Origin of the sequence: Corynebacterium argentoratense DSM 44202, from assembly GCF_000590555.1 — a bacterium.
GTDB lineage: Bacteria > Actinomycetota > Actinomycetes > Mycobacteriales > Mycobacteriaceae > Corynebacterium > Corynebacterium argentoratense.
Map to the genome: position 1 here is coordinate 1,959,290 of NC_022198.1, position 15,249 is coordinate 1,974,538.

Annotated in this window: 19 protein-coding genes; 8 read left to right on the plus strand and 11 right to left on the minus strand. The window is 58.5% G+C overall.

Features of this window, described 5'->3' with window-relative positions:
- The first annotated feature begins 90 nt into the window (after nt 1–90).
- Nucleotides 91–957 carry a DUF5926 family protein gene (locus tag CARG_RS09095; protein WP_021012358.1) on the plus strand — a complete coding sequence of 289 codons (867 nt, stop codon included), beginning with the start codon at nt 91–93 and terminating at the stop codon, nt 955–957.
- A gap of 299 nt (nt 958–1,256) precedes the next feature.
- Here the strand turns inward: CARG_RS09095 and CARG_RS09105 are convergent, their stop codons facing one another.
- Together CARG_RS09105 and msrA are read right to left on the minus strand one after the other, a co-directional pair.
- Nucleotides 1,257–2,531 carry an LCP family protein gene (locus CARG_RS09105; protein WP_021012360.1) on the minus strand — a complete coding sequence of 425 codons (1,275 nt, stop codon included), beginning with the start codon at nt 2,529–2,531 and terminating at the stop codon, nt 1,257–1,259.
- Nucleotides 2,521–3,036: a peptide-methionine (S)-S-oxide reductase MsrA gene (msrA, locus tag CARG_RS09110; RefSeq protein WP_236620142.1), complete on the minus strand. Its 516-nt coding sequence runs from the start codon at nt 3,034–3,036 to the stop codon at nt 2,521–2,523. The genes CARG_RS09105 and msrA overlap by 11 nt, the downstream gene beginning before the upstream one ends.
- A 139-nt stretch (nt 3,037–3,175) precedes the next feature.
- Between msrA and CARG_RS09115 the strand changes: the two genes are divergently transcribed.
- Nucleotides 3,176–3,778: a superoxide dismutase gene (locus CARG_RS09115; RefSeq protein WP_021012362.1), complete on the plus strand. Its 603-nt coding sequence runs from the start codon at nt 3,176–3,178 to the stop codon at nt 3,776–3,778.
- Nucleotides 3,779–3,880: 102 nt separating this feature from the next.
- Nucleotides 3,881–5,026 carry an MFS transporter gene (locus tag CARG_RS09120; protein WP_021012363.1) on the plus strand — a complete coding sequence of 382 codons (1,146 nt, stop codon included), beginning with the start codon at nt 3,881–3,883 and terminating at the stop codon, nt 5,024–5,026.
- Here CARG_RS09120 and CARG_RS09125 read toward each other — a convergent pair.
- Nucleotides 4,974–6,560, minus strand: coding sequence for a TM0106 family RecB-like putative nuclease (locus tag CARG_RS09125; protein WP_041747162.1), 1,587 nt, complete (start codon nt 6,558–6,560; stop codon nt 4,974–4,976). The genes CARG_RS09120 and CARG_RS09125 overlap by 53 nt on opposite strands.
- Nucleotides 6,561–6,590: 30 nt before the next feature.
- Between CARG_RS09125 and CARG_RS09130 the strand changes: the two genes are divergently transcribed.
- Nucleotides 6,591–6,896 carry a DUF6474 family protein gene (locus CARG_RS09130; protein ID WP_021012365.1) on the plus strand — a complete coding sequence of 102 codons (306 nt, stop codon included), beginning with the start codon at nt 6,591–6,593 and terminating at the stop codon, nt 6,894–6,896.
- An 88-nt stretch (nt 6,897–6,984) separates the two neighbouring features.
- Nucleotides 6,985–7,332 (plus strand): histone-like nucleoid-structuring protein Lsr2, encoded by a 348-nt coding sequence (locus tag CARG_RS09135; protein ID WP_021012366.1) that lies wholly within the window; start codon nt 6,985–6,987, stop codon nt 7,330–7,332.
- A gap of 86 nt (nt 7,333–7,418) precedes the next feature.
- On the opposite strand, the gene CARG_RS09140 is transcribed toward CARG_RS09135, so the two are convergent.
- Nucleotides 7,419–8,057 (minus strand): LuxR C-terminal-related transcriptional regulator, encoded by a 639-nt coding sequence (locus tag CARG_RS09140; protein ID WP_021012367.1) that lies wholly within the window; start codon nt 8,055–8,057, stop codon nt 7,419–7,421.
- Nucleotides 8,058–8,106: 49 nt separating this feature from the next.
- The gene (locus CARG_RS09145; protein WP_021012368.1) at nt 8,107–9,351 is read right to left on the minus strand and encodes a sensor histidine kinase; all 1,245 of its coding nucleotides are present in this window, start codon (nt 9,349–9,351) and stop codon (nt 8,107–8,109) included.
- On the opposite strand from CARG_RS09145, the gene CARG_RS09150 reads away from it, so the two are divergent.
- A complete protein-coding gene (locus CARG_RS09150) occupies nt 9,350–10,036 on the plus strand; it encodes a DUF2020 domain-containing protein (RefSeq protein WP_021012369.1) in 687 nt (228 codons plus the stop codon). The genes CARG_RS09145 and CARG_RS09150 overlap by 2 nt on opposite strands.
- 24 nt (nt 10,037–10,060) lie before the next feature.
- Here CARG_RS09150 and CARG_RS10350 read toward each other — a convergent pair whose 3' ends face one another.
- Nucleotides 10,061–10,213: a hypothetical protein gene (locus CARG_RS10350; protein WP_021012370.1), complete on the minus strand. Its 153-nt coding sequence runs from the start codon at nt 10,211–10,213 to the stop codon at nt 10,061–10,063.
- Nucleotides 10,213–10,965: a class E sortase gene (locus CARG_RS09160; RefSeq protein ID WP_021012371.1), complete on the minus strand. Its 753-nt coding sequence runs from the start codon at nt 10,963–10,965 to the stop codon at nt 10,213–10,215. Before CARG_RS09160 ends, CARG_RS10350 begins: the two co-directional genes overlap by 1 nt.
- 63 nt (nt 10,966–11,028) lie before the next feature.
- Between CARG_RS09160 and yidC the strand changes: the two genes are divergently transcribed.
- Nucleotides 11,029–12,189 carry a membrane protein insertase YidC gene (yidC, locus tag CARG_RS09165; protein WP_021012372.1) on the plus strand — a complete coding sequence of 387 codons (1,161 nt, stop codon included), beginning with the start codon at nt 11,029–11,031 and terminating at the stop codon, nt 12,187–12,189.
- A 66-nt stretch (nt 12,190–12,255) separates the two neighbouring features.
- Here yidC and CARG_RS09170 read toward each other — a convergent pair whose 3' ends face one another.
- The 4 genes from CARG_RS09170 to CARG_RS10620 are packed head-to-tail and all read right to left on the minus strand — an operon-like array spanning nt 12,256 to nt 14,159.
- Entirely contained in the window at nt 12,256–12,873 is a 618-nt protein-coding gene (locus tag CARG_RS09170; RefSeq protein WP_021012373.1) for a TetR/AcrR family transcriptional regulator, read from the minus strand.
- A 20-nt stretch (nt 12,874–12,893) separates the two neighbouring features.
- Nucleotides 12,894–13,160: a GlsB/YeaQ/YmgE family stress response membrane protein gene (locus tag CARG_RS09175; protein ID WP_021012374.1), complete on the minus strand. Its 267-nt coding sequence runs from the start codon at nt 13,158–13,160 to the stop codon at nt 12,894–12,896.
- A gap of 6 nt (nt 13,161–13,166) precedes the next feature.
- Nucleotides 13,167–14,015 carry a universal stress protein gene (locus CARG_RS09180; RefSeq protein WP_021012375.1) on the minus strand — a complete coding sequence of 283 codons (849 nt, stop codon included), beginning with the start codon at nt 14,013–14,015 and terminating at the stop codon, nt 13,167–13,169.
- Between the two features lie 9 nt (nt 14,016–14,024).
- Entirely contained in the window at nt 14,025–14,159 is a 135-nt protein-coding gene (locus tag CARG_RS10620; protein ID WP_021012376.1) for a hypothetical protein, read from the minus strand.
- 55 nt (nt 14,160–14,214) lie between these two features.
- On the opposite strand from CARG_RS10620, the gene CARG_RS09185 reads away from it, so the two are divergent.
- Nucleotides 14,215–15,105, plus strand: coding sequence for a pseudouridine synthase (locus tag CARG_RS09185; protein WP_021012377.1), 891 nt, complete (start codon nt 14,215–14,217; stop codon nt 15,103–15,105).
- Nucleotides 15,106–15,249: the final 144 nt, after the last annotated feature.

A 15,249-nucleotide genomic window follows, 5' to 3' on the forward strand; every position in this document is an offset into this window, starting at 1 on the left:
CCGCTATCGCACCAGTGATTGAGTGCCACCCGCACTGCTAAGTAATGCCGGTGGCGCTGCATTGCTTTTAGGTGAAGTACGATTGGCGGCATGGCTAAAAAGAAAAAGAAGCTTGAAAACCTGCCCGAGGGCATGACCCGTCGCGAGGCGAAGCTTGCGGCTCGCGCTGCTGCTCGTGCGGAGTTGGATCGTGAGCCCCGCCCCTTCGGTGGGTTGGCTGTCGAGGCCGAGCTCATCGCGTTGCAGGAGTTCGTGCCTTCCGCTTGTGCTCGTACCAAGCTTGTAGACGGCACCGAGTTCACCCTTGGCACCGTCCTGCCCGGCGCGGTTGCTGCTTATGTCACCGAGGATGGCGAGCGTTTCGTTGCTCTGCAGACCACGAGCCACAGCCAGAACCGTGGCCGCGACCTCGCTTTTGTTTTGAATTGGCTGAAGGACGCAGCACCGGGCTCTACCCTGGAGTCGGCTCGTAATGATGGCTCGCAGCCGGAGCTGAAGGAGATCTTCAACCCCGAGTCCATTGAGGTTGTTAACCAGGAGACCTTCGAGTGGTGGCCGGGCAACCTGGACGCCAATACGTTGGCTCGTTTCAATGATTCGATCGTTCCGAGCTTCCCTGTCACCCCTTCGGCTTGGTGGGTTGATGCTGGCGATAAGGCTCACATCCGTTGGGTGCGTACTGATGAGGAGCAGCCCTTGCTGGATGCTTTGGCGCGGGTGTCTGCTGCCGGCAATTTGAACTTGGGTGAGAACACGAAGTTCGCTGGTGTGTTCCGTACTCATGGTGTGTTGGTTCCGGTGTTCGACTTGGATCCGGCTGCTGGCCATGACTATGCGGATCAGTTGGCCGAGGTGGATGCGCATATCACCAAGGCACTTGCGGTGGATGCTCCGTTGACCTCTGAGGAGCGTCGCGCGTTGGAGAACATCAAGTCTCGCCAGGTGACGATTCGTTAGCGTAACAGCGATCGACCCCACGATCTCCAGCTTGTAAGGAGGGTGCTGTCGCAGTGGCAGCGCCCTCTTTTTGTTTTCGTCTTGTCAGTGATTCACTTACAAACCCACACCTCCCCCTGGCGGCGCCTCGACTGTCTCCGCAGGTTGATTGCGCGTGATCTGATTTACCCGGCGGGGCGGGGGCTGTTGAGGTTCCGTATTCCGTATTTCCCGGAGTTCGTGGCGAGCAATGAAGGCAACTTGCGGACAATCAGCTAAGGACAATACGCCAGCGTTCCTAGGTGCACTTGGGGGATCAGCTAGAACTGGCTGAACATCTGCTGCGCGGCGCCCTCATCCCAGATGACCACGTTGCCTATTTCGGTGTCCTCAAACCCCGCGACGGGTACGGTTTCGGTGTCGACGCCGCCCCGCATTGCCCAGGCGAGCCGCGCAAGGTTCCATGAGTGGTCGTGTTTGCCGACGGTCAGGTAGCTGGTCACGCCGATCAGGTCGTTGATGTGCAGGGGGTTGACGTGGGAGAGTTTGTGCACGACGGCGCTGAAGAATTCGCGTTGTCGCACAACGCGGTCGAGGTCACCCATGGCGGTTGCGCGTGTGCGCACGTATCCGAGGGCGGTGGCACCGTCCATCACTTGGCAGCCGGCGGGAATGTCCAGGCCGGCTAGTGGGTCGTACATCGGTTCGGCGGGGCAGAGTTCTACCCCGTCAACGGCGTCGACGAGCTGTGCGAATCCCCCGAGCCCGATTTCGGCGTAGTGGTTGACTTTCACCCCGGTTGCTTCTTCCACGGTTTGGGTGAGTAGTTCGGGGCCGCCGAAGAAGAAGGCAGAGTTGATTTTTTCCATCCCGTAGCCGGGGATGTTGACGTAGGAGTCCCTGGGAATCGACAGGATCGTGGGTTTGCCGCTGAGAGGCACGTGGACCAGCATGATGGTGTCGGTGCGTGCGCTGCCGAGGTCGCCGCCGGTGGCGAGCCTAGCGGCGTCTTCTTCGCTTAAACCCGCGCGGGAGTCGGAGCCGACGAGCAGCCAGTTGGTGCCGGTGCTGAAACTGGCGCTGGTGCCGGCGTCGACACGTATGAGTTTGGTGTCGACCCAGATGAGGGTGCCACCGATGATCAGCACGACGACCATGATGGCGGCGAGGAGCCGCCGGAAGATCCGCCCTAGGATGCTTCCTTTTTTCTTAGCTGGCCTCTTCTTGGGTGTTCGGCCTGCCGGCATGTGGTGCGCGGGTGTGTGTTGTGCTGTTCCGGCGTGCACGGCTTGGGGTGTGCGCCTGCGTTCACCTCTGCCGACCGTAGGGTTTTCTGCGTAATGACGTCGCGGGGGTTGCTGCCGCGCATCATAGACGCGTGTCTGTTCGGGTCGTTGGATTGGTTGGGGCCGCCGGGGCTCGCGGGTTTCCCGTGGTTGACGGCGTTCGCGGGGCGTGACGGGGTATTTGGTGGGGCGCACGTTGCGCACGGGCCTGCCGAATCGGTCGAGGATTGGTCGGCCGAAGCGGTCACGCGCGATGTCATCTCCGTAATCATCACCCTCGCCATAATTATCGCCGTAATTATCGGACATAACATACTCCGGTGCCGTGGTGGGGGCAGTAGCCGCCGGGGTTCTTCTCCAGGTATCGCTGGTGGTAGTCTTCGGCCGACCAGAATCCGGTGCCGGCCTGGTCCATCAAGACGACCTGGGTGGTTATCGGACCGTAGCCTTGCTGCGCCAACTGCTTGCCGTACGCGTCGAGGATGCGTTCGACCGTCGCGGCGTCATCACTGGTGGGGAGGAAAAATACGGAGCGGTATTGGGTCCCGATGTCGGCGCCTTGGCGGTTGCCTTGGGTGGGGTCGTGGTTTTCTAGCGCCAGCACAACGAGGTCTTCGAGGCTGGTCACTTGGGGGTCGAAGCGCACCCGCACGACTTCCGCATGACCGGTGGAACCAGAGCATACGGCCCGGTAGCTCGGGTTGGAGGTTCGGCCGCCGGCATAGCCCACCTGGGTGTCGGTGACGCCGGGGGTTTCCCAGAACAGCTTCTCCGCGCCCCAAAAGCAGCCCATACCTACCCAAAACTCGTTCATCCTTCTATGTGTATCATGGTGCGCACATGGCTTGCCGCTCTTCGCGCCCTCCCCCGGGCAACCTGTGCCAGGGATCACCAGTAATCGATGCTGGTTTGTGTGGGGCTGTTGGGTGGCATATCTGATGAAAGGAAACACCATGACCGTCTACACTCTTCCTGAACTCGATTACGCATACGATGCGCTGGAGCCCCACATCTCCGCTGAGATCATGGAGCTGCACCACACCAAGCACCACGCTAACTACGTTGCTGGTGCTAACGCTGCACTCGAGGCCCTGCAGAAGGCTCGCGAGGAGGGCACCATTGGCGCTCAGGTGACTGCCCTGTCCAAGAACCTTGCGTTCAACCTTGGTGGCCACACCAACCACTCCATCTTCTGGAAGAACCTCTCCCCCAATGGCGGCGGCCAGCCCACCGGTGCTTTGGCTGAGGCCATCGATCGCGACTTCGGTTCTTTCGATGCGTTCAAGGATCACTTCAAGGCTGCTGCTTTGGGCTTGCAGGGCTCCGGCTGGGCCGTGCTTGGTTTCGATCACATTGCTGGCCGCCTGGTTATCGAGCAGATGACTGACCAGCAGGGCAACCTGTCCATCAACCTCACTCCGTTGCTGATGCTGGACATGTGGGAGCACGCTTTCTACCTCCAGTACAAGAACGTGAAGGCTGACTACGTTGAGGCCGTCTGGAACGTCTTCAACTGGGATGACGTCGCTGCTCGTTTTGACGCCGCGTCTAAGTAACGCAGTCTGCGGGGTTGCTGCCGCTTGCTAGGGAAGCGCCTTTGATGTGAGGTTCAGTATTAGTTCGTTGCCAGTTCTGGTGTGTGGGGAGGTCGTTGTTCTATGCTGCGCCCTCTTCTCGCCATGCTGGCAGCGGGCTTAGCGACCTTTAACAGCCTGTATGCAACGCAGGCTATATTGCCCGTCCTGGCAGACTATTTTTCGCTGACTCCTTCTCAGGCGTCGTGGACTGTGTCTGCTGCGACGGGCGCTTTGGCGTTGGCGATTGTTCCGGCGTCAGTGTTGTCTGAGCAGTTCGGGCGGGGGCGAGTGATCATCGTGTCCGCTGTGTGCAGCACGGTGGTGGGTTTGCTACTGCCGTGGGCTCCATCGGCATGGTGGCTGATTATCGGCCGTGGCATCCAGGGGGTGTTTTTGGCCGGTGTTCCTGCGGTGGCGATGACGTGGCTGTCTGAGGAGCTCAGTGCCCGTCAGCTGTCGCGGGCGATGGGGGTGTATGTTGCGGGCACTTCTATTGGGGGTTTGAGTGGTCGACTCATCCCTTCCGGCATTTTGGAGCTTTTCACGATGAATCCCTCGTGGGGTTCGGGTGTTGCCCCGTGGCGTGTGGCGATGGCTGCTTCTGCAGCGTTTGCTTTTGTGTGTGCGTTGTTGATCGCCATGATTTTGCCGCCTCAGAAGAATTTCCATCCGAAGCGTTTGACGTTGGGTGGCGAATTCCGCGCTATGGCTTCCCATTGGGCTAACCGCCAGCTGGCGTTGTTGTTCTTCTTAGGTTTCGTGCTCATGGGTAGTTTCGTGTCGATGTACAACTTCATCGGTTTTCGCCTGACCCAAGAGTTTGGTTTGAGCGAGGGCGTGGTGGGGGCGATCTTCTTGCTCTACTTAGCCGGCACGTTTACCTCGGCCAGGGCGGGGCGTTGGCCGCCGGCGAGGGCGTTGTTGTTGTCTTCGATGGCTTATGTGCTCTCAACTGTGGTGATTCAGTCGCATCATTTGGCGCTGGTGGTGGCCGGCCTGTTGGGGTTCACTGCGGCGTTTTTCGCAGCCCATGCGATTGCTAGTTCTTGGGTGGGCAAGCTGGCTACACACGACAGAGCCGAGGCCAGTTCTACCTACCTGCTGTGCTATTACGCTGGTTCGTCGCTGTTGGGTTGGTCGCATTGGTCGACGTGGCTGGTGGTGGCCAGTGTGGTTATTGCAGCAGCATTGTTCCCGGGGCTGAGTCGGCTAGCCAGCGTCGAATAGCTCGAGTGGCGCGGCAGTCGTCGCCGTTGTAGCTCAATAGTTCTTCTTTTTTGCCCTCTTCGTAGGCTCGGATGCTGGCTTCTCCGTCGAGGTCTTCTTCTTGCCAGTGGAAGCCCGCCATGGGGGCGAGCTTTTTCAGCCCTAAGCCGCCTGGCCCTACTAATTGGCTTTTCACTAATTGGAAAACATCAATCCATTCAGTCGAAGAAATAAAGGCTTGGACTTCTTTTTCACTCGGTACGTCGATGCCGGGGTATTGGCCATGGAAGCGTCGAGCAGATTCTTTTAACCAGTGGTTTTCACCATGGTTGGCATAGCAAAAGGCGGCGAAAGTTTTATTGTCTTCGTGTGCTTGTGTGCGAGTGTTGCTAAGCCACTGCCAGAAAGCAGCAAAGTTGGCGGCTTCTTCGGGTCCGCCGAGCGGTTCCCAGGTGGCAAAGGGCCGATAGGTTTGCCCGTCGAAGGTGCCCCACAGGTAGGCGCCGTGGTGCAGGTAGGCCTCCATGTCGATGTCTATTTCTACGTCGAAGCGCGGCGCGGTCACGGTAGGGGTGGTCCGGCACGCGGCGATACCTTCCCGCCATGCGCGGGCTAGTGTTGCTGCGCGGGTGTCCGCGGCGTCATTAATAAGTGCCTCAACGGTGATAACGCCGCGGTTGCGCAGGTCCTGCGCCTTGTCACCGGAGCGGAAGAGGGAGATATCGTCGGCGGCGACGAGTTGGCGTTCGCAGTCGAACCAGTAGCGGCAGTTGGCGCAGTCTTTGATGCGCCTGGGGCCGACGGCCTCCAGTGTGGCTGTGGGAAACTCGCGGGGGATTCCTGCGACGCGGCGGATAAGGGTACCTGTTGGGGGTAGTGGTCGGGGTGCTCGGGCGGAGGTTTCGCTGAGGCTATTGTGAGCGGCGAGTTCTGCCGGGGTGGCTGAGTCAATCGCGTTGAGCTCGGGGGCGACCAGGGCGACCCTGCGGCCCAGGACCCCTAGGCAGTAGTCGATGTCTTCGACAAAGCAGCGTTCTCGGTCTTGGCCGATAACACCCCCGAATGGGACGTGCACACCGGCGTCGCGCAGTCCGAGGGCAGCTAGGGCTAGCCGATAGCTATCTTGGGGGTGGTGGCGCACGCTGTACTCCCCCACCCATCCGTCACTTGTTCCCAGGTTGCGAGTGAAGAATCCGCGGCGTTGAGCGCCTCTTTTCTCCCGTGCCACCCAGTGGTTGGATATGGCGACGGGAAAATAACCAGACACTGTTTTTACTAAAATATCAACGCTAATATCGTATTTTCTAAGCAGACCTTTCACGGTGATGCTAAAGTTGGCATTGGTGATTACCGGCACTTCTGCCGCAATTGCCTCTAATGTCTCAAATGGGTCATCTAAACAATTCCATGGTCGTTGTAAAAGGCTGTGCACGTCTATTCGTGCGGCGTCTCCGCGGCTAGCCCAGTCCGCGGATTGCGGGGTGGGCGGCACTTCGGGGAAGCGCGCTTGCTGTGCGGCCTTGAAGGTGCAACCGCCGAGGAATAGTTCGTTCATGACCCCTCAAACGGTACAGAAGGTAACGCTTTGAAGAAACTCTTTAGCCTTGCTCGGTTGCTCGCCCCTCTGGCTTTGCCCTTGATTTACCGCGGGTTGACCAGCGGCCGACAGCTGCTTTCCGCGAATGAGGAAAGCGAGCAAGCGTTGCGTGCACGGATCACCGCTGCCCGCACAGCAATCGATGAGTCCGATAAGCCCAAGGGTTTCCAGCGTGATGCCCATGACCGCTTGGACCAGCTTGAAAATGCTATCGCTGATGCTCGGAGCCTTCCGGCCAAACAGCGTGCTAAGAAATTCCTCGCGATCAGTCGCGACATTAAGCACACGGTGTAGTCTCTGCGTTTCCTGCGGTGCACACAGTGTGTGAGGTTTAAAAGCTATTTGCTACTGCGAGTTTTACCTGTAAGAAAGGCGGCTGGCTATGGCCCGTCAGAGCATCATCCAGTACATTGACGATCTTGATAACACTCCGATTTCCGAGTCTGAGCTGTCCGAGGTGCATTTCAGCTACCAGGGCGTCGATTATGTCATCGATCTTGGCCCGAAGAATGCCAGCGCATTGTATGATGCGTTGAAGCCCTACATTGCTAATGCTCGCCGCGAGCAGAAGTCTGGCCGCAAGTCCGCACCTGTGGCTCAGCGCCAGGCCGAAAACCGTGCGATTCGCCGTTGGGCGCTCGATAATGGCCACCGTGTGTCTACCCGTGGCAAGATCCCCCAGGACGTCATTGACGCCTACCATGCGGCGAAGGCCCGCGGCCAGGCTTAATTTTTAATCCGCGTTTCAATCGAGCACCCTGCCGCCCCATATGTTGTGGGCGTCGCAGGGTGCTTTCGTCTTAAGGTATGTGCGTTTTACAGGACGCCTTGTTCGCGTGCGGCAGCAACTGCGGAGGTGCGGGACCGCACGCCCAGCTTGTCGTAGATGTGCACAAGGTGGCTTTTGACTGTCGCTTCGGACAGGAACAGTTGGTTGCCGATGTCCTTGTTGGAGCTGCCGCCGGCGACCAGTTTGAGCACTTCAAGTTCGCGTGGAGTCAGTGAGGTGCGCGGCGTCCGGACTCGTTCCATAAGACGGTTGGCAACTACAGGGGACAGGGTGGAATCTCCTGACGCCGCGGAGCGCACTGCCGCCAACAATTCTGCGGGTGGTGCGTCTTTGAGCAGGTAGCCTACGGCGCCGGCCTCTATTGCGCCGAGGATGTCGGCGTCGGTGTCGTAGTTGGTGACCATAAGGACGTTCGGGGGGTTGGCCACGTTGCGTTTGATTGCGGCGGTTGCGTCGGCACCGGTGGACACGAGGGTACCTTCAGCGCCGGGCCCGAAGCGTAGGTCCATGAGGATCACATCGATGCCGCCGGCTTCTGCTGCGGCGATTGCCCCTTCGGCTGTGGCTACTTCGCCAACAACTTCCATATCTGGGGCTGCTTCTAGGACTGCCCGCAAGCCCAGGCGCACAATCTCGTGGTCGTCAGCCAAAAGGACACGAATCATGCCAACCAATTTACCCTAAACCCGCAGAAAGTCTTAAGTAACCCTTTTCTCACCCTTCGACTGTTGCGTCCTCGGCGGCATCGTCGGGGATCAGTGGGATGGCGACGGACACGGCGCATCCGGCACCGGGTTGGGATTCGACGGTGAGGTCGCCGCCGCATTCTGCTGCGCGTTGGCGCATGGCGGCCAGGCCGATGTGGCCGAGGCCTGCGGGCCTGTCTGCGACGGCTTGGGGGTCGAAGCCGACGCCGTTGTCCACGACGTCAAGACGTACTTCGTCTTCTGCGTAGGTGAGGGTGACGCGGCAGCGTTCGGCGTTGGCGTGTTTGATGACGTTGCCCATGGCGCCCTGTGCGATGCGCAGCAGGGTGGCTTCGACTTTCATTGGGAGTTGGCGTTCATCGCCTTCGACGAGGATGTCGGTGCTTAGTGCTTCGCGGTCGCTGTGCTCGGCGACTCCGCTTACTCCACTGGCGGACTGTGCGACGCGCATGAGTGCGCCTTCGAGGGAGGTTTTGGACAGGGCTGCGGGTTGCAGGGCGGCGATCATGGCGCGAGCTTCGCTGAGGTTGTCGGCGGCGGTGTGGCGGGCGAGCTCTAGCTTGCGCAGGACGGGTGCGTCGCCGAGTTCTGCGCGCACGTCGGCTTCTGCAACGTGCAGGAGCATTTGGATGCTGGAGAGACCTTGGGCGAGGGTGTCGTGGATTTCGTGGGCGATGCGTTGGCGTTCGGCGGCCATGCCTGCGGTTCGTTCTGTTTCGGCGAGCTGGTTTTGGGTGCGCAAAAGTTCGTCGATGAGTTCTTGGCGTTCCTGGCTAATGGTTTTCAGCGCCCGGAAGGCGAACGTAATGGTGATGGTGACCAGCGCGGACACGGTGGGTCCTAGGATGCCCGGCCCGGTGATGTGCGGGTATTGGCTGACAATAGACACAGCGGTCGCGCAGGCCACGGCGATAATCCCCCGCCAGTCCGGCATCGCATCCAGGTAGAGGAAGTAAAGGGGGAACACCAGGTAGACGGCGGTGACGCCGAAGGGCAGCATCGCGACCCACACGAGGGTGAGGACGAACAGCCACAGCCCACTGCGGATAAACACCCCTTCCCGCAGTTTTTTGTTGTTATATCCGTAGCCGACCCAGTAGATGACGGCGTAGGCGACGCTGAGGCCGAGGGTTGCCCAGTGCGCTTGCCCCGCTGCAACAACGACGAGGAGCAGTAGTGCGGTCAGCGCATGCACGCCAGTTTTGAACCCTTGGTCCTGTCCGACCTTGGCATGCTTTAGGCTAAGTTCCATGACACGTACTCTACTGCCCCGTAATGTTGCCGCCGCGCGTGGCGCTCGCGTTGCCGCACTACCCGTGCTGGTGGTCTCTGCGCTTTCTGTGTTCGCTCTGGCTGGGTGTTCGTCGGATTCTTCTTCGACCCAGGGCTCTCAGGGTGATGACGTCGCGGGGTCTACTGCCGCAAGTGAGCCTGCGGACGCTGCGGCAGGGGCGGCGTCATCACTGGGTGCGCAGCTGCCTGTGGACGCGCTGCCAGAGGTGGAGCAGGGCCAAGAGGCGTGCCCTTACCTGGATACTCAGTGGTTTGCGGATGCTAATGGGCAGCGGGTGACTGCGAGTGCGGTGGATGGGCGTTTTGATCCGCCGGCGTGCGTGTGGTGGTCCTACCCGCCGGAGCCCCAGGCGCAGGTGATTGTTCGCCATATGGGTGAGGGGAATGAGGGTGTGAAGGCCGCGATTGAGGTTGTGAATGCGGCGGCGCCGATTGATTCCACTGAGCCCGCGGACAAGCCGGATGGTTGGGATGGTGGCCGCGGTGCGACAACGCCGGAGGTCGCCGGTGGTGTGTATGGCGACCAGGGCAGCGTATATGCGGTGCAGAAGGGTTCGACTGCGGTGGTGGTGTTTTCCAACCAGCAGCAGACGGTAAAGCCTCAGATGATCGCGGAGAAAGTCATTGAGAATCTGGGCTTGTAGCTAGCCGCTTGTCTAAAGGAGGTGCTAGACGGAGACGTCGTTGTAGGGCATCATGGTGCTCACCCAGGGGAACACCACTTCCATGAGTAGGAAGAACACTGCTATGGCGACAATGAGGGTGACGATAAGTTTGACGATGAACGGCCCTGGGATGAGCCTCCACAAGTATCCGTACATTAGTTGCTCTCCAGTTCGGGGGGTGTGTAGCCGTCGGTTTTGGGGTCGCTGCGGACAAGCATGGCGTGGAGGATCATGCGTTGCGCGTTTGAGAATTGGGGGTGGCAGGTGGTCATGGTGATGAGAGATTCCATGCCGGGGTCGGCGGCCAGGGTGGTGCCGGGGATGGGGTTGATGGTTTCGACGTCGCCAGGCAGGGTGATCATGCGGCCGGGGACCGCCGAGTAGTCGCCCGCCACGACGCGTTCTACCTGTTCGGGACTGAGGCAGGCGGCGGCTTCTGCTGCGCGGTCGTCACCGGTGGGAAGCATGCGGTAGATGTCCCAACTGTTTTGGGTTTCGACGACGATGGCGTCGCAGGCGTTGAGGTTGCCTAGGTCGTTGAAGGGTGCGCCTTTGCCGACTCGGTGGCCGGCCACAGCGAAGTTCCCGGGCTCACCGGGCATTTGTGTGTCGACGTAGCGGCCGGGGCCCCGCAGGAGGTCGTCGTCGGTGGTGCCTTCGACGATGGCGAATTGAAAGTCGGAGCCGAATGCTGGAATGTACATGCGGGCGAAAGCTTCACCGAGTTCGAGGTTTTTCTTTTGCCGTGGGTTTTTCCATTCCTGCTCCATCTGGTCTTCGGCTTGGTGTTGAAGCTGGTTGGATTCCAGGTTAGTCCAATATGCTTCGTAGAAGCTGAAGAGGAAGAGCAGCGCGCCTACGGTGAGGAGTATTTCACCGAGCAGGTTGACCACGCTGAACTTTTTCATGCGGCCAATCCTAGTAACATCAGGGTGTAATTGCACAATGTGGCGTGCTGACAGGAGTGTGTGGTGCTGTATCCCGTTTCTTTAATCATGAAGGGGTGGCATCTGCTATTCCATCATGTTGTTGGTTTGGATACGTCCCTGGCATGGATTTTAAGCATTTTTGGTCTGATCGTGACGGTGCGTTCGATCATTGTGCCTTTGTCGTGGATTCAGTATCGCAGTTCCCGCCAGCAGGTTAATTTGCGTCCGGTGTTAAAGGAAATCGACGATCGTTATAAGCACCGAGAGGATGCAGAGGCCGGCCAGGCGCGTGAGGACGAACGCCGCGCCGCATATAAAGACAACAAGGTCAATATGTATGCGGGCTGTTTCCCGGCGCTCGTGCAGATGCCCTTCTTTATTGGCCTCTACCAGGTGCTTATTAAGATGGCACGGCCGCAGGACGGTCTGGATTCCGCGACGCACATGCCCATCGGTTTTTTAAATTCCAATGACGTCGAGACCTTCCTGAATACACGGATTTTTGGCGTCCCAATGCCGGCATATGTGGTGATGTCACCAGAGCAGATGGAGCATTTGGGGACGTCGCGGGATGCGGTGTTTCATTTTGTGTTGCCGATGGTTATTGCGGCCGCAATTTTCACGACTATTAATATGCTCTTTTCGCTCTATCGCAATACTTTGACGATGGATTATGAGTCCCCCAGCGGTATCGGGATTTTCCGTTTCGCGGTGGTGCTGTCGCTTATTGCGCCGTTGTTTCCTTTGATCTTTGGGCTGACCGGTCCGGCACCGGCGGCGATCGTCATGTACTGGTTTGCGAATAACTTCTGGACGATGGCGCAACAGTTGCTCATTGCCCGCAGGATTGACCGTCTGATGCCCTTGTCGGATGGTTTTGTTGCGATGCGCGAAAAGGCCAAGGCCGATTATAAAAAGCGGCGGCGAGCTAAGCGCCACGTGAAGTGGACGCGGCGTCGAAACCGTCTGTCGATCTTGGGGGCGGCCGCTACTTTGCGTTTCCACCGCATTGGGGAACTACGCAGCCATAACCAACAGGTTGTGGAGGAATGGAAGCGCGCAAAGCAGGAACGCAAGCAGGAAAGGAAGGAACAGGCCAAAAGGTTTAGGGCAGCCAGCAAGGCTGCTAGCGAAGCGAAGCGGAAGAAGAAGGAGGAAGAAAAAGCCGCCAAGCAGTCCGAATCAGAAGAATCAGGAAGCTAGCGGCATTACAAACAGCTACAGCGAGCGCCTGCGTGTTCTAATCCGCAGGCGCCACACAAGAGGAGTTTAGATGCTGTAATCAGCAGGCGGGGCGTGCAGCAACTGCTGAGCCAACGTCTTAGCAGTATGAAGGGGATCAACAGAACGACTCAACCGAGCCCCAACAAGACCCCCATCAAGGAAAATTAGCAACTGACTTGCCTGGGTAGCCCCCGGATACCCATTTTTCTTCCTCAGAAGCTCAGCAATAGTCTCATGACACCAACGCCGGTGCTCCTGAGCAGCTTCAACAATCCCCCGCTCAGAATCAGTCTCCGGCCGAGGATACTCATTCGCAGCATTGCAAAAATGCGAACCCCGGAAATCTTTGCCAGGCTCATCTTCAATAGCCATATCGAAAAAAGCAAGGATCTTTTCATCCGGGGTAGTCATCGTGGCAGTACGCGCCTCAAAAGCCGCACGCCACTGTTCGTCAAGCGCCTGCAAGTAGGCAATGACGAGGTTATCCTTCGACCCAAACAGACTGTACAAACTAGCTTTCGCCACATCCGCATCGCGAAGGATACGGTCGATGCCAATAACACGAATACCCTCCGTGTTAAACAACTGGGTAGCGCTGCCGAGCAAACGCTCGCGGGGATTCGGGCGTCCGCGGCGTTTCGAAGCTCGGGTCTGTTGGGCCATGAGTAGTTACTTACTTCTTCTTACTTCTTGTTGGTCAAAGCCTGCAGAATGCTGATGAAAATCACAGCGCCAAGGAGGCAGGTGAGGAAGGAAAAGACTATTCCGCCGCCCTTAACATCAACACCCAGCAGAGAAAGGATCCAACCACCAAGCAAACCACCGACAATACCGGTCAAGATGTTACCAACAACACCCTGGCTAGCGTCAGTGCCCTTAATTTTGCTGGCGATCCAACCTGCAAGACCACCAATAATGATCCATGCGAAAATACCTAGAGAAAGAGTCACGTTGTTTTAAACCTCCTGAGAACGAACAACGACCATTGGACAAGGAGCATGCTGCAACAAAGCTCGAGAGGTAGAACCCAACAGCATGCCCTTAAAACCACCCCGACCGTGAGAACCAACAACAAGCAACGAAGCCTGTGCCGCAGCCTCCGCAAGCGCACGAACCGGACGGTCACGCGTCACCTGCAACTGCACATCCACGTCGGGGGACCGCCCCATGATACCTTCCAGGCGTTCTTTCAACAGATCACGCTGAACAGCCTCTTCGTCATCCCACGCAACCGCCAAGCCAGCAACCGCAACATCCATCCACGTATGCACAGCAATCAACGGAACGCCTCGGGTCTTAGCCTGCTCGAAAGCGAACTCGACAGCCTTGTCGGACACCTCCGAACCATCAACACCCACAACAATCGGGCCGTCCTCACCGATCTGACCCTGGCGAATCACAACCACCGGACAATGCGCATGGCTAGCAACCGCCGCCGACACACTCCCCAGAACCATCCCCTGCAGACCGCCAAGCCCACGAGAGCCCATACAAATCATCGAGGTCTCCTCAGACTTCGACAACTCAAGAAGCATGTCAATCGGCGACCCCTCGGCAACCACCTCAACCAACTCGACATCAGAACGAGTCTCACGAGCCAACGCCGACGCAGCATCAACACGAGCCTGCGCCTCCTGCTGAAGCTCATCAAAAAGCTCCTGCGGCGGCACCATACCCTCCGCATACAAAAACTGCGGCATGGTGTAACTCGTAGCAAGCTTCAACGCATGACCAGAACGAGCCGCCCAGCGGACCGCATCATTGCTGGACTCGGAACCATCAATGGCGACAACACAATAACTCATAACTAGAGTCTACTGCGCTTCCTCAATCAGGTGCGCCGCGGGGGAGTTCGCCGGAAGCAGCAAAACATACAAAAACTGCAGAACCTTACCGAACGCAGAGTTAAAAAACTCAACAACCATAGGTATGAAAGAATCAAAAGCCATGGGACCTAGATTACAACAGCCGCTGCCAATACGCGACGGACTTAACCCCTCACGGGTGAAAGTAACCGAACCCGGCTGGACCGCCCAAGCCTTCATCCAACACCTCATCGACACCCAACGCTGGCAAGCACCCAACGATGACGTCGCGCAACGCTTCCGCGCCGGCGAAGTCCGCGACGACCACGGCCGCGAAGTCACCCCCAACGAAGAACTCCCCGTCGGCAAAGACATCTGGTTCTACCGCACTCCCGCCCCCGAAACCCCCGTCCCCTACATAATCGACCACATCTACGAAGACAACAACATCCTCGTCGTCAACAAACCCCCCTTCCTAGCCACCTTCCCCCGCGCAGCACACATCACCGAAACCGTCCTCGTACGACTACGCCGCCAAACCGGCAACAACGAACTCTCCCCCGCACACCGCCTAGACCGGCTCACAAGTGGCGTCCTACTACTCACCAAACGCCGCGAAGTCCGAGGCGCCTACCAAATGATGTTCGCAGACCGAACACCCCGGAAAATCTACCACGCGATAGCCCCCCACAAACCCGAACTCAACATCACCCCAGGCACCACCTGGCGCTCGCGCCTAGAAAAAACCCACGGCGAACTCCAAACCCGCGTCATCCCAAACGGCGAACCCAACGCCATCACCGAAATCCAACACATCCAACCCCTCCCCACCACACCCAACCAACAACCCCTAGCCCGCTACACCCTCAAACCCCACACCGGAAAAACCCACCAGCTCCGCGTACACATGTGGCAAGCCGGCATTCCCATCATCGGCGACCCCGTATACCCAACACTCCACCCCTACACTGACTCCTTCGACACCCCCCTCGCCCTCCTCGCCAAAGAACTCTACTTCCAAGACCCCCTCACCGGACAATCTCGCCACTTCACCTCACCCATAGACGTCGAAAGGCTCATACGCACTTAAAGCCTTGTGGGTGTGTGGGTCTGTTGGGTGTGTTGCTTCACTACACTCGCCTCACGGCCCATAATCGTTCCGCCCCAGGGGTGTGTGGGGTGTGTGTCTTCACTACACTCACCCTCCCTACCGGTCGGGTTCATAATCGTTCAG

What these genes read in the sequence shown, in the direction of transcription:
- CARG_RS09095 (WP_021012358.1), top strand. Translation starts at nt 91, where the DNA reads ATGGCTAAAAAGAAAAAGAAGCTTGAAAACCTGCCCGAGGGCATGACC.
- CARG_RS09105 (WP_021012360.1), bottom strand. Translation starts at nt 2,531, where the DNA reads ATGTCCGATAATTACGGCGATAATTATGGCGAGGGTGATGATTACGGA.
- msrA (WP_236620142.1), bottom strand. Translation starts at nt 3,036, where the DNA reads ATGAACGAGTTTTGGGTAGGTATGGGCTGCTTTTGGGGCGCGGAGAAG.
- CARG_RS09115 (WP_021012362.1), top strand. Translation starts at nt 3,176, where the DNA reads ATGACCGTCTACACTCTTCCTGAACTCGATTACGCATACGATGCGCTG.
- CARG_RS09120 (WP_021012363.1), top strand. Translation starts at nt 3,881, where the DNA reads ATGCTGCGCCCTCTTCTCGCCATGCTGGCAGCGGGCTTAGCGACCTTT.
- CARG_RS09125 (WP_041747162.1), bottom strand. Translation starts at nt 6,560, where the DNA reads ATGAACGAACTATTCCTCGGCGGTTGCACCTTCAAGGCCGCACAGCAA.
- CARG_RS09135 (WP_021012366.1), top strand. Translation starts at nt 6,985, where the DNA reads ATGGCCCGTCAGAGCATCATCCAGTACATTGACGATCTTGATAACACT.
- CARG_RS09140 (WP_021012367.1), bottom strand. Translation starts at nt 8,057, where the DNA reads ATGATTCGTGTCCTTTTGGCTGACGACCACGAGATTGTGCGCCTGGGC.
- CARG_RS09150 (WP_021012369.1), top strand. Translation starts at nt 9,350, where the DNA reads ATGACACGTACTCTACTGCCCCGTAATGTTGCCGCCGCGCGTGGCGCT.
- CARG_RS09145 (WP_021012368.1), bottom strand. Translation starts at nt 9,351, where the DNA reads ATGGAACTTAGCCTAAAGCATGCCAAGGTCGGACAGGACCAAGGGTTC.
- CARG_RS10350 (WP_021012370.1), bottom strand. Translation starts at nt 10,213, where the DNA reads ATGTACGGATACTTGTGGAGGCTCATCCCAGGGCCGTTCATCGTCAAA.
- CARG_RS09160 (WP_021012371.1), bottom strand. Translation starts at nt 10,965, where the DNA reads ATGAAAAAGTTCAGCGTGGTCAACCTGCTCGGTGAAATACTCCTCACC.
- CARG_RS09170 (WP_021012373.1), bottom strand. Translation starts at nt 12,873, where the DNA reads ATGGCCCAACAGACCCGAGCTTCGAAACGCCGCGGACGCCCGAATCCC.
- CARG_RS09180 (WP_021012375.1), bottom strand. Translation starts at nt 14,015, where the DNA reads ATGAGTTATTGTGTTGTCGCCATTGATGGTTCCGAGTCCAGCAATGAT.
- CARG_RS10620 (WP_021012376.1), bottom strand. Translation starts at nt 14,159, where the DNA reads ATGGCTTTTGATTCTTTCATACCTATGGTTGTTGAGTTTTTTAACTCT.